The 13,017-nt window shown below is 49.5% G+C and carries 13 protein-coding genes and 1 pseudogene; 11 read left to right on the forward strand and 3 right to left on the reverse strand.

Annotated elements, in window-relative coordinates; all coding sequences use genetic code 11:
• The first annotated feature begins 216 nt into the window (after nt 1-216).
• The 11 genes and pseudogenes from AC4IFO_RS10655 (at nt 217) to hycI (ending at nt 11,576) form a co-directional block, all read left to right on the forward strand.
• Complete coding sequence (locus AC4IFO_RS10655) at nt 217-834, forward strand: 4Fe-4S dicluster domain-containing protein (protein ID WP_219244801.1); 618 nt, start codon at nt 217-219, stop codon at nt 832-834.
• Between the two features lies 1 nt (nt 835).
• Entirely contained in the window at nt 836-2,851 is a 2,016-nt protein-coding gene (gene hyfB / locus AC4IFO_RS10660; RefSeq protein WP_490734190.1) for a hydrogenase 4 subunit B, read from the forward strand.
• 11 nt (nt 2,852-2,862) lie between these two features.
• Entirely contained in the window at nt 2,863-3,813 is a 951-nt protein-coding gene (locus AC4IFO_RS10665; RefSeq protein ID WP_490734192.1) for a respiratory chain complex I subunit 1 family protein, read from the forward strand.
• Nucleotides 3,814-3,826: 13 nt separating this feature from the next.
• Nucleotides 3,827-5,269, forward strand: coding sequence for a hydrogenase 4 subunit D (locus AC4IFO_RS10670; protein ID WP_490734194.1), 1,443 nt, complete (start codon nt 3,827-3,829; stop codon nt 5,267-5,269).
• Between the two features lie 12 nt (nt 5,270-5,281).
• Nucleotides 5,282-5,932: a hydrogenase 4 membrane subunit gene (gene hyfE, locus AC4IFO_RS10675; protein ID WP_273803478.1), complete on the forward strand. Its 651-nt coding sequence runs from the start codon at nt 5,282-5,284 to the stop codon at nt 5,930-5,932.
• A 4-nt stretch (nt 5,933-5,936) separates the two neighbouring features.
• A complete protein-coding gene (locus tag AC4IFO_RS10680; RefSeq protein WP_490734197.1) occupies nt 5,937-7,517 on the forward strand; it encodes a hydrogenase 4 subunit F in 1,581 nt (526 codons plus the stop codon).
• Nucleotide 7,518: 1 nt separating this feature from the next.
• Complete coding sequence (locus tag AC4IFO_RS10685; protein ID WP_490734199.1) at nt 7,519-9,252, forward strand: hydrogenase large subunit; 1,734 nt, start codon at nt 7,519-7,521, stop codon at nt 9,250-9,252.
• Between the two features lie 14 nt (nt 9,253-9,266).
• The gene (hyfH, locus tag AC4IFO_RS10690; protein ID WP_219244795.1) at nt 9,267-9,815 is read left to right on the forward strand and encodes a hydrogenase 4 subunit H; all 549 of its coding nucleotides are present in this window, start codon (nt 9,267-9,269) and stop codon (nt 9,813-9,815) included.
• Nucleotides 9,815-10,597, forward strand: coding sequence for an NADH-quinone oxidoreductase subunit B family protein (locus AC4IFO_RS10695; RefSeq protein ID WP_273838393.1), 783 nt, complete (start codon nt 9,815-9,817; stop codon nt 10,595-10,597). The genes hyfH and AC4IFO_RS10695 overlap by 1 nt, the downstream gene beginning before the upstream one ends.
• A pseudogene (locus AC4IFO_RS10700) lies at nt 10,590-10,961 on the forward strand (formate hydrogenlyase maturation HycH family protein); the annotation flags it as partial. The gene AC4IFO_RS10695 and the pseudogene AC4IFO_RS10700, both read left to right, overlap by 8 nt.
• Before the next feature lie 162 nt (nt 10,962-11,123).
• A complete protein-coding gene (gene hycI / locus AC4IFO_RS10705) occupies nt 11,124-11,576 on the forward strand; it encodes a hydrogenase maturation peptidase HycI (protein ID WP_490734384.1) in 453 nt (150 codons plus the stop codon).
• A gap of 52 nt (nt 11,577-11,628) precedes the next feature.
• Here hycI and hybG read toward each other — a convergent pair whose 3' ends face one another.
• From hybG to hydN, 3 genes are read right to left on the reverse strand one after another with little or no spacing between them, the layout of a single operon-like run.
• Nucleotides 11,629-11,901, reverse strand: coding sequence for a hydrogenase maturation factor HybG (gene hybG, locus AC4IFO_RS10710; RefSeq protein WP_219244792.1), 273 nt, complete (start codon nt 11,899-11,901; stop codon nt 11,629-11,631).
• Between the two features lie 21 nt (nt 11,902-11,922).
• Entirely contained in the window at nt 11,923-12,264 is a 342-nt protein-coding gene (gene hypA / locus AC4IFO_RS10715) for a hydrogenase maturation nickel metallochaperone HypA (protein WP_219244791.1), read from the reverse strand.
• Between the two features lie 10 nt (nt 12,265-12,274).
• Nucleotides 12,275-12,823 carry an electron transport protein HydN gene (gene hydN, locus AC4IFO_RS10720; RefSeq protein ID WP_490734202.1) on the reverse strand — a complete coding sequence of 183 codons (549 nt, stop codon included), beginning with the start codon at nt 12,821-12,823 and terminating at the stop codon, nt 12,275-12,277.
• Nucleotides 12,824-13,017: the final 194 nt, after the last annotated feature.

Here is a 13,017-nt window from a genome sequence, read left to right on the forward strand (position 1 = left end):
CTCACCTAAATTCATTCCCTCCAAAAATCTTTTTTGATGTAGATGCGTGTCGATAATGGCCATTTGCCGCCTTCGTTTCATCGTCATTAGTGTCGAACCTTCCATGGTATTTATTTAATCTATTGATAAATAACAAAAATAATCATGGCATGAAATATGCTAATACAACTCCATCAATATGAATAATTCGACCAATTTGATTGGAGGGTAAGGCGAATGAATCGCTTTGTGATTGCCGACCCGCAACTCTGTATCGGATGTAATACCTGTATGGCTGCATGCTCAGAAACACATAAAGCACAGGGATTACAATCACATCCGAGACTAAGTGTGGTGAAAGTAGGAGAGCTAACCGCCCCGATGCTGTGCCGTCAGTGTGATGATGCACCGTGTGCGCGGGTGTGCCCAGTGAATGCGATTACACATGAAAATGACATGATCGTGTTGAATGAGAGCCTGTGCATTGGCTGTAAGCTTTGTGGCCTAGTGTGCCCGTTTGGGGCGATTACGCCATCGGGCAGTAAACCTGTCGATATGCCTGATTTCTTTGAGCAATATGTGCCAAAAGAAATGCTGCTGGATGTGCCAGACAGCTTGCCGACCATGAACCCATTCTTAGCGTGGAATGCGGGTATTCGCAATATCGCCGTGAAATGTGATTTATGTGATTTTAGCGAAGATGGCCCTGCATGTGTGAAGGTTTGCCCAACCGATGCCCTCCATCTGGTTGAGGAAAACCAATTGGAAAACGAAAGTGCGAAACGCCGCAATGCGTCTGTCGATGCGATGCCGCCAGAGTTCGACATTTTTGTCTCACGGCAGGAGAACCTCTAACATGACAGCGCTTCAATTACTTTTGTGGTCAATTGCCTTATATACCGTCGGCGGGTTTGCCTCGCTGCTGTTTAAGCGCCAAGAAAAAATCGCCATTTATGTGGCGGGAATTTCGGCGATTATCGGTGGCTTATTGGGGTTATGCAGCGCCATTCCCGTTTTAATGAACGGCGAAGTACTGACGTATATGGCACAAGGGCCATTCCCCTTCGCCCATTTTGTGGTGCGAATGGATAGCTTAGCCGCCTTTATGGTGATGGTGATTTCGTTGTTGGTCACCGTCAGCGCCCTGTATTCACTAAACTACGTTCAAGAATATTACGGACGCGGGGCGTGGAGCATGGGTTTTTTCCTTAATCTGTTTATCGCCTCGATGGTGGCCTTGGTGGTGATGGATAATGCGTTCTATTTCATTATCTTATTCGAAATGATGTCACTCGCATCTTGGTTCCTGGTTATTGCGGACCAAGACGACAAATCGATTCGCGCTGGCCTGCTGTATTTCTTTATTGCCCACGCAGGGTCGATTCTTATCATGATAGCCTTCTTCTTAATGTGGCGGCAAAGTGGCAGCTTAGATTTCGATTCCTTCCGTCAACTCACTCTTTCGCCAACCATGGCATCGGTTGTGTTCTTATTGGGATTTTTTGGCTTTGGCGCCAAGGCAGGGATGCTCCCATTGCACAGCTGGTTACCGCAAGCTCACCCCGCAGCACCGTCACATGCCTCTGCTTTGATGTCAGGGGTGATGGTGAAAATTGGTATCTTTGGGATCATCAAAGTGGGTATCGACCTGTTAGGTGCTACCCAAGGCTGGTGGGGCATTGTGGTGTTGGCCTTCGGCGCGGTGTCTTCTGTCCTTGGGGTGATGTACGCACTGGCAGAGCACGATATTAAGCGCTTACTCGCTTGGCATACCGTCGAAAACATCGGGATCATCTTGATGGGCGTCGGTGTTGGCATAGTCGGTATGGCAAATAACATGCCAGTACTGGCGACTATTGGCTTGCTCGGTGCGGTTTACCACTTGCTCAACCACGCGGTATTTAAAGGGTTGTTATTCCTTGGAGCTGGAGCGGTGATTTACCGTATTCATACCCGCGATATGGAGAAAATGGGCGGGTTAGCGAAACTGATGCCATTGACGGCAACCGCCTTTTTAATCGGCTGTATGGCGATTTCAGCATTACCGCCTTTAAACGGTTTTGTCAGTGAGTGGTACACCTATCAATCCCTTTTCTCAATGAGCCACGAAGGCACATTCATCATGCGTATCAGTGGCCCTATCGCTATTGTGATGTTAGCCATCACAGGGGCATTGGCGGCGATGTGTTTTGTGAAAGTGTATGGGGTCAGTTTCTGTGGCGGCGCGCGTAGCGAACAAGCCACCAAAGCGCGGGAAGTGCCTTGGACAATGACCGCGGCGATGCTGATTTTAGCGGCTATCTGTGTGGTTCTAGGTGTGGGTGCCAGCGTGATTGCCCCCGTATTGGCGAATGTGGCGATGTCATTAACCAGCGCCACGGATATTACGGTTGCCCAAGGGGCGATGCTCATGCCAGATAGCGCGGCACAAGCGATGATCTCCCCAGCGATGACCTTCGTTCTGTTACTCGCCTTACCGCTTATTCCGTTCATTATTTACTTGGCATTCAAAGGCAAACAAATGGGCTTTCGCCGTAAAGGCGATGCGTGGGCATGTGGCTACGCGTGGGAAAAAGACATGTCAGTATCTGCGGGGGGCTTTACTCAACCGCTGCGTTCAATGTTTGCACCACTATACCGTATGCGTGAGCAACTCGACCCATCGGCGCGGTTGGCGCAAACCTTAGAAGTCACGAAAGTAGGAGCGGGGAAAGTTGAGCCTTTCTGGGATGAAAAAATTATTTACCCGTTCGTCCGTTGTATTAATCGAATTGCGAAGCGCATGCAGTGCTTACAAGGTGGGGACTTCAGGTTGTATTGCCTGTATGTCGTTGCTGCGTTAGTGGTGCTGCTCGTCGTGATCGCGGCGTAAGGGGAGAAACCATGACAATTCAAGAAACACCGACATTGATGATGGGGCTCTTTGCCGTAATTCAAGCCGTTATTTTGCTGCTGTTAACCCCGTTATTCACCGGTATTTCACGGCAAATTCGCGCCAAAATGCACTCGCGCCAAGGCCCTGGTATTTGGCAGGATTATCGCGATATTACCAAACTGCTAAAACGCCAATCCGTTGCACCTCGTGACTCAGGTGCTATCTTTCGCATCATGCCGTATGTGCTGCTTGGTAGCATGCTGCTGTTGGCGATGGCTTTGCCCGTTTTCACGTTGAACTCGCTGTTTAGCGGGGCGGGCGACTTAATTATCGTGCTGTACATTTTTGCGCTGTTCCGTTTTTTCTTTTCACTCTCAGGTTTGGACACGGGTAGCCCATTCGCAGGAATTGGCGCAAGCCGTGAGCTCACGCTTGGGGTATTAGTCGAACCGATTTTATTCCTTGGCCTATTGGTGGTGGCGCTGATTGCCGGCTCAACCAATATCGGGACCATTAGCTCGGTGATGAGTGAAGGCTGGATTTCGCCCACCGCCACTTTTTTAGCCTTGTTAGCGTGTGGTTTTGCCACCTTTATTGAAATGGGGAAAATCCCGTTTGACGTGGCAGAAGCAGAGCAAGAGCTTCAAGAAGGGCCATTAACGGAGTACTCAGGTTCAGGCTTAGCGTTGGTAAAATGGGGCATTGGTCTCAAACAAGTGATTGTGGCGGTACTGTTTTTATCCATCTTCTTCCCATTTGGTAATGCCAGTGTGTTGACGGTGGGCAGCTTGCTGATTGCGTTAGTGCTGTTGCTGGTGAAATTACTTGTGATTTTTGTGCTGGCGTCGCTGGTGGAAAACAGTCTGGCGCGTGGGCGTTTTTTACTGACGCACCATGTGACGTGGTTAGGGTTCGGTGTTGCGGCACTCGGATTCGTTTTTTACCTCACTGGCCTATAAGGAGCGACACAGCATGTTAGAAAATATTGCACTCGCCACGCTACTTATTCCCTTTATTGGCGCATTACTGGTGAGTAGCTTGCCCACTCGTATGGCACCGTGGCTGAGCACCGTTGTTGCACTGATTGCTTCAATCGGTACGGGGATACTCGGCTGGCTGTATTTATCCGGTGGCAAAGTGGCCACTACGCTGACCCTGATCCAAGCAGGGGATGTCGAGCTATTCGGCTTCACTATTGACGGCGTTAGCACATTGATTGCCTTTGCAGTCGTGTTCTTAGGTTTCTTAATCTGTTTATATTCAACGGGTTATTTAACTGAGGGGAACCGCGAGCACGCCCATGGACCAACTCGTCGTTATTATGCATTCTTGCTGATATTTATCGGGGCAATGGCTGGTGTGGTGTTATCTTCCACCATTTTAGGCCAGTTAGTCTTCTTCGAAATTACGGGGGGATGTTCTTGGGCATTGATTGGTTATTACCAAACTGAAAAATCCCAACGCAGTGCGATGAAAGCGCTGCTTATCACTCACATTGGTTCGTTAGGGCTGTATTTAGCTGCTGCCACTTTATTTATCAACACAGGGACATTCGCGCTGAGCGCCATTGGCCAGCTCAATGAGTCTGCAAGTTTGATTGTGTTTGGTGGGATTTTATTCGCTGCGTGGGGGAAATCAGCTCAACTGCCTCTGCAAGCGTGGTTGCCTGATGCAATGGAAGCACCTACCCCAGTGAGTGCTTACTTACATGCGGCATCAATGGTGAAAGTCGGGGTATATATCTTCGCCCGTAGCTTGATGTCCTCGGATCATGTGCCTGAAATCATTGGTTGGGTCGGTGTGGTGATGGCAGTTATCACTCTGGTGTATGGTTTTATGATGTACCTGCCACAAAAAGACATGAAACGTCTGCTGGCATGGTCAACTATCACTCAGCTGGCTTACATCTTCCTTGCCCTGTCGTTATCCGTATTTGGGTCGAAAGAAGCGTTCCAAGGCGGTATCGCCTATATCTTCAACCACGCATTTGCCAAAAGCTTGTTCTTCCTTGTTGCGGGTGCGCTGAGTTATAGCTGTGGAACACGGATGCTGCCACGTTTACGCGGCTTAGCAAAACGTTACCCGCTGTTGGGTGTTGGTTTCTGCGTTGCCGCACTGGCAATTGCAGGGGTACCACCGCTTAACGGCTTCTTCAGCAAATTCCCTATCTTCGCGGCAGGCTTCGCCCTTTCTGAACACTTCTGGATCCTCACACCAATTATGGTGCTGGTGTTGATTGAATCGGTCGCTAGCTTTGCATGGCTACTGTACTGGTTCGGCAAAGTGGTGCCCGGTGAGCCAAGTGAAGACGTGGCAAACGGCAGTGCTGTGCCATGGGCAATGCAGTGGGTGATTGGTTTGCTGATCGTGATGTCCTTCGGTTCGAGCGTGATAGCCGTCATCTGGCTCAATTAAGGGAGAGAAAGTATGACTGGTTCCATGATTGTGAATAATTTAGCGGGATTGATGATGATCACCTCGCTGTTGGTTATCGGGGCGAAGCGTCCTGTGACCTCGTGCTGGTTCTATGCCTTGCAATCGCTGGTGTTAGTGGCGATTTTTGGCACCTTGTCCCAGACCCTCCATGCCCCTGAACTCGCGATGTGGGCGGGTTCGGCATTTATCACCAAGGTGATTTTAGTCCCTGTGATTTTAGGTTATGCATTTCGCAAGCTGTCAGACCCGTCAGCCAATGGCGGGGTGATCAGCCCTGCATGGTTGATGCTAGCCGCGGCAGTGATAGTGGTGCTGTGCTGGTTTGTGGTCGAGCCTATCAAATTGCCGATTGCCACGGAGCTAAAACCTGCGCTGGCGGTTTCCCTCGGTCACTTTATGTTAGGCCTGCTGTGCATTGTCACACAGCGCAATATCCTCAAACAGGCGTTTGGTTACTGCTTGATGGAAAACGGCTCTCACTTGACCTTGGCTTTACTGGCTTATAAAGCGCCTGAGCTGGTGGAAATTGGTATCGCCACCGATGCGATTTTCGCCGTGATTATCATGGCGGTACTGGCACGTAAAATTTATCGCACGCTCAACACACTGAACGTGGATCAACTGACCGCGCTGAAGGGGTGATGAGATGAGTCAAAGTATGTTGTTAACGTTATTAATGGCAACGCCGCTGGTGATTTCACTGCTGGCCTTTGCGTGCCGATTGCTCGGTAGCGGCGCAAAACCCGCCGTTACACTGGTGCATACTGTCGGCATTGTGGTGTTGTTGGTTTTGTCATTGTGGATGGTCAATACCATCAGTGAGGTCGGTGATTTGCTGATGGCGGGGAACTGGATCCACCTCGATAGCCTCGCAGGGTTATTTCTCGCTATTTTAGGTATTGTCGGCTTCTTAACGGGGTTATATTCCATCGGCTACATGAATCACGAAGTGGCAGATGGCGAGATCAGTGTAGGAACCTTATGTAATTACTATGGTTTCTTCCACCTGTTCTTATTTACCATGCTGTTGGTGATCACCAGTAATAACCTAATTTTAATGTGGGCAGCGGTGGAAGCGACCACACTGAGCTCGGCGTTCTTAGTGGGGATTTATGGGCAGCGTTCGTCACTGGAAGCGGCGTGGAAATACATCATTATTTGTAGCGTGGGCGTGGCATTTGGCCTGTTTGGGACAATTTTGGTGTACGCCAATGCGGTCAATGTGATGCCAAACCCTGAGCTCGCTATTTTCTGGACCGAAGTGCTGAAATACACCGAGTTACTTGACCCAACCTTGATGCATTTAGCGTTTGTCTTCGTGCTGATTGGTTTTGGTACCAAAACGGGTCTGTTCCCAATGCACGCTTGGTTACCTGATGCGCACAGTGAAGCACCAAGCCCAACCTCTGCGTTACTTTCCGCAGTACTGCTTAACTGCGCACTGCTGATCATCATTCGCTACTACATCATCGTAACCTCCGCGATTGGCGGTGAATTCACTCAAACGCTATTGCTGGTATTCGGCTTGCTCTCAGTGGCCGTTGCCGCATTTTTCATCTTAGTGCAAAAAGACATGAAACGCCTGCTGGCCTATTCCAGTGTGGAAAACATGGGGCTGATTGCAGTGGCATTGGGTATTGGTGGCCCATTAGGGGTGTTAGCGGCCTTGCTGCACACCTTGAACCATAGCTTGGGTAAAACCTTGCTGTTCTGCGGTTCAGGGAACGTTTTACTGAAATACGGCACGCGAGATATCACCGTGGTGAAAGGCTTACTGCGTACTATGCCATTTACGGCAGTGGTGTTTGCCGGCGGCGCATTGGCTCTGGGCGGTATGCCGCCATTCAATATTTTCCTCAGCGAATTCATGATTGTGGTCGCGGGGATCGCCGCTAATCATTTCTGGTTAACCCTGCTGGTTTTGGTGTTGATCACTATCGTGTTAGGCGGGTTGGTGCGCATGATCTCGAAAACCTTATTTGGCGAGCAACCCGACTGTGTGTCTCGTGGTGAACTGGGTATTTTAACGACGTTGCCAATGGCAGTCCTCATCGTATTGATGTTAGTGATGGGAACCCACATTCCACAACCAGTTAGCCGCTTACTCGAAAATGCCGCCACTATTGTATTAACCGATAGCGCGGCAACTTCAACAGAATCAACTCAATTACATTACCAATGGCCGTGGGGTGTTAGCGCCTCTACCGCATCAGTGCAGGAGAAATAACGTGAGCTATCAGAACTATACAGATACCCTTCAAGGCGTTCGCAAAGGCGTTGGCTATCTGACTCAAGTGCGCGAGAAATTTCCCCATGCGGTGCTGGATGAAGAGTGGCAGACCGCTAATCAGCTCACCATTACCGTGAAAACGGATATGCTACCTGAGGTGGTGGAGTTTCTTTACTACGGCTGTGGCGGTTGGTTACCTGTTTTATGGGGCAATGATGAACGCCCACTCAATGGCCAATTTGCCGTGTATTACGCGCTTTCCATGGAAGAAGGGGAAAAATGTTGGGTGACAGTGAAAGCCTTTGTTAGCCCAATCACCCAAGAGTTCCCGTCTGTGACGCCGCGTGTTCCTGCTGCCGTTTGGGGGGAGCGAGAAATCCGCGATATGTACGGCCTGCGCCCCGTTGGCTTGCCCGATGAACGCCGCTTAGTACTGCCTGATGATTGGCCAGAAGATTTATACCCGTTGCGTAAAGACACCATGGATTATCGCCAGCGCCCTGCGCCAACCACCGACACCGAAACCTACGAGTTTATTAACGACAGCAAAACCCAAAGCCGCGTTGTACCTATTGGCCCGCTGCATATCACCTCCGATGAACCTGGGCATTTTCGCTTATTCGTTGATGGCGAGCGTATTGTCGATGCGGATTACCGTATGTTTTATGTCCACCGTGGGATGGAAAAACTGGCAGAAACCCGCATGGGCTATAACGAAGTCACGTTTTTATCTGACCGTGTTTGCGGAATTTGTGGTTTTACCCATAGCGTGGCGTATACCTCTTCGGTGGAAAATGCCCTTGGTATTTATGTACCTCAACGTGCGCACACCATTCGCAGTGTGCTTTTAGAAGTCGAGCGTCTTCACAGCCACTTACTGAATATTGGCCTCGCAAGCCACTTTACCGGGTTCGACACGGGGTTTATGCAGTTTTTCCGCGTGCGTGAAAAATCCATGACCATGGCGGAATTGCTAACAGGCGCACGTAAAACGTACGGCACGAACCTGATTGGCGGCGTTCGCCGTGATTTCCTCAAAGAACAGCGTGTGAAAACCATTCAGTTGGTGCAGGAGATGCGCCGTGATGTAACCCAATTGGTGGACATGTTACTGAGCACGCCAAATATGGAACAACGTACTGTTGGCGTAGGGCGTTTAGAACCACAAATTGCCCGTGATTACAGCCCTGTGGGGCCGATGATCCGCGCGAGCGGCTTTAAACGCGATGTGCGCTTTGACCACCCATTTGCCGATTATGGCAACTTACCAAAAACCTTATTCAGCCTTGATGGCTGCGATGTGTATTCAAGGGTGATGGTGCGTATTAAAGAAACGCTGGATTCCTTGTCGATGATTGAATACGCGCTAGATAACATGCCAGAAGGGCCAATCCTCACGGAAGGCTTTACTTATCAGCCACATAAATTTGCGCTGGGTTATACGGAAGCGCCGCGCGGGGAGGATGTTCACTGGAGCATGTTAGGGGATAACCAAAAACTGTACCGCTGGCGTTGCCGTGCGGCGACCTATGCCAACTGGCCAGTGTTGCGCTATATGCTGCAAGGCAATACGGTTTCCGATGCGCCGTTGATCATTGGTAGCCTTGACCCTTGTTACTCTTGTACTGACCGTGTGACGCTGGTGGACGTGAAAAAACGCAAAGCCAAAACCGTGGCATACAAAGAACTTGAGCAGCACAGTATCGACCGTAAAACGTCGATAATGAAATAGGCGGAGGGCATATTATGTTTAAACTGTTTAAAACCCTTCAAAATGCAGGAACGGCGACGGTGAAATACCCGTTCAAGCCCCTTGAAGTGGCTCACGGATTTCGTGGTAAACCTGAATATGACCCGCAACAATGCATTGCCTGCGGCGCCTGTATTTCCGCGTGCCCTGCCAATGCGTTAACCATGGAAACTGACTTGGCAAGCGGTGAGCGTCGTTGGCAGTTATTCCTCGGGCGCTGCATCTATTGTGCCCGTTGTGAAGAAGTGTGCCCAACTCGCGCCATTCATTTAACGGAAGAATTCGAAACGGCGGTCATGAATAAGGCTGACTTGTACATGAAAGGCACCTTCCGCTTACAACATTGCCGCCAATGTGGCGAAGCATTCGCCCCTAAAAAATCGGTGGATTACGCGATGGCGTTAATGGTGGCGTCAGGTATTGAAGAAAGCGGTATTGAAGCGCTACGCCCGATGTATGAAACCTGCCCATCCTGTAAACAAAAAAACAATTTGCTGAACAATGGCCGCCAAAATTTCCGCTTGCACATTGAGGGAGATAAATAATGAGTCTGCCAGATATTCCTATTAATCATCACGTTAGCCAGCCTATTCAATTGGATGAGCAAGTGGCTAAGCTGAAAAGCACGCTGCTCAAAGACATCAAGCGCTCCGCCTATGTGTACCGTGTTGACTGCGGTGGCTGTAATGGCTGCGAAATCGAAATTTTCTCAGCAATTACCCCCGTTTTTGACGCAGAACGCTTCGGGATCAAAGTGGTTGCCTCCCCTCGCCACGCAGATATTTTGCTGTTCACTGGAGCGGTCACTCGCGCTATGCGCATGCCTGCATTACGGGCTTATGAGTCCGCACCTGATCCCAAAATTTGTATCTCCTATGGGGCTTGTGGTTGTGGTGGCGGTATTTTCCATGATCTGTATTGCGTGTGGGGTGGTAGCGAGCACATCGTGCCTATCGATGTGTGGATCCCAGGTTGCCCGCCAACCCCTGCGGCGACCATTTATGGCTTTGCCGTGGCACTGGGTTTACTGAAACAAAAATTGTCAGCGCAAGACCATCATGAAGCCGATGACGAGCGTGTTGAGCTTATATTGCCATCTATTCCGCTTGCCACTCGGGTGATGATCGAACGTGAAGCGCGCCGCCAAGCGGGTTATTACCAAGGCCGCGAAATTAGCGACCGGTTTTTATCCTTATTAGATGGCGCGAGCCCAGTCCAAGTTCAAAGCACATTACAAACGTGGCTCAACGAAGAGCAAGACCCTCGTTTGCGTGACATTGTTAACCGTTTAGTCGCTGTGTTGAAGCAAGGAGGCATTCATGACTAGTCCAGCTTCGGCTAGCCCTTCGCCAACGGAAGGCGAAGTCTTTTTTTGGTCTTTGCGCCAAAAGTTTGTCGACAGTGACGATGACATTCCAGAAGATGCCCAGCAAGTGATGTATTACTCGTTGGCGATAGGTCACCACGTTGGGATGATTGATTGCCTAAAAACCGAGTTAGTCTGCCCGCTAGCGGGCTATCAGTCTTGGGTTCAAGCCTTACCTGAGGGGGAGGCTCGTCGTAAGTTACAAGGCTTAATCACCTTTGGTGAAATTAATATCGACTCGACCCACACCAATATGTTGGCGCTGGCATTAGATGGTTTTGCTAAAGACCCGCAGTCCCCTTATCAAGCGTGGAGCGAAACGCTGATCCAGCTTCTCGGCGAAATTGAGCGGGAACCCGCGATTTATTTGATTGTGAAGCGGCAGGGCGTGGGGCATACAACCCGACAAGGCTCTCTATTATTAGATGATGAATTTGCTGAAAACAAGGTATTAGCCGAACCAAACCAACCCTCTGTGCAAAACCTGATGTTGGCCGTCGGAAACAGCATGATGGGGGATGACGGTGCCGGGCCGATGTTATTCGATTTAATGGAAGCCAACTCGATTGATGGCTGGCTGGCGATTAACGGCGGGAGCAGCCCTGAAAGTGTATCTCACCAAGTGCGTGCATTAAAACCCCAGCGCTTATTGATTGTGGATGCTGCCGATATTGGTTTAGCACCGGGTGAAATACGAATTATTGACCCCGATGATATCGCTGAAATGTTTATCATGAGCACCCATAATTTGCCGTTAAATTTTTTAATCGACCAATTAAAAGAGGATATTGAAGAGATTATTTTCTTAGGTATTCAGCCAGACTTAGTGGGTTTTTATATGCCAATGAATGAGAAGGTGATTTCGGCAGTGCAACAAGTGTATGCTGCATTACCTCAGTGGCAAGGGTTAGGCGGCTTTACCCTATTTGAGGGGGAATAAACGCCTAGGGGGAAGATCGCAGTGCGGTGAGGCGCTGCGATTTGTCCTCGACTTAAGCATTACCTCGCAAAAAGTAGCCAACATCTTCCTCGACTTCTTCCATCGCCATGAGTGCGGCAAGGGTATCGTGTGCTTCTTGTTCATCAATGATGCTCATCGCAAAGCCCACATGGACAAGCACCCATTTGCCAATCATTGCTGCGGTTTCCCCTTCACATACTAGCGCAATATTCACATCGCGTTTGACGCCACAAACTTCAACTTGGGCGGTATCCATCGGGGACTCGCCTACGCTGACCACTTTTCCGGGGATGCCTAAACACATAACAAACTCCTACATAGAATATTATTCAACTTCAATCTGTTTGACCTGCATGCTACTGCTGCTATCCACGTGCAAATTTCGGCTGCCACAGTGTGGGCAGCCCGCTTCAAATTGGGTGATTTGCACGGTACGTTGGCAATCGCGGCATTGTGCCTGAGCGGGTACGGTAGACACATGGAGCGTAGCGCCTTGCGCAAGGGTATTGCGACAAATAATGTCGAAGCAAAAATGCACCGCTGACTCTTCGACACAGGAGACCGCACTTAATTCGAGCCACACCCCTGTGACGCGCTGGGCATGGTTTTGCTTGGCGTGTTGCTCAATGATTTCAAAGGCATTTTGGCATAATGCAACTTCATGCATAGCACGCTCCTTACAGCAGGATATCCGGCGGAATTTCAAAGGCAGCACGGCGTCGGCGCTCTTTAATGATTTCATCCATACGGTTTCTATCGACAACCATCAACGCCTCCGTTGGGCACACTTCCACACAAGCAGGACCTCCTTCGCGGGTATGGCATAAGTCGCATTTATGGGCTTCAGCGCGATATTGTGGGATGGTATTGAGAGCAGTGACTTGCTGGTCGACTTGTCGGCTGATGACTTCCATGGTGCCGTAAGGGCAGGCGATAACGCAGGTTTTACAACCAATACATTTTGATTGGTCAACATAGACAAAATCATCTTTACGGCTGATCGCACCATTCGGGCACACATTGGCACACGGGGCATCTTCACATTGGCGGCACACTACGGCCGTACTGACGGTATAACCTTTTAATACATGAATTCGTGGGAAAAATTCATCTTTGACGACAGTGGCGATCCCCGTTTCTTGTTCTTGGTGGGATACCACACACGCGACTTCGCAAGTATGGCAGCCAATGCATTTTTTGGGATCTGCAATGATGAAACGGTTCATCCTACTCTCCTGAATAATAGATGATGACAATACATTCAACGTTCCGATGTACTTGTTTTCAATTTAGATACTCAGGTATAAGCATGGATCGTGCCAAATTGATGGAATAATTAAATTCAGTTAAATCAGTAAATTAATAAATAGTGGAGGGCTTTATTCATAGACGGAAAATATATTCGACACGCTTTCGACAA

This window comes from Providencia sp. UF-224, assembly GCF_058245955.1.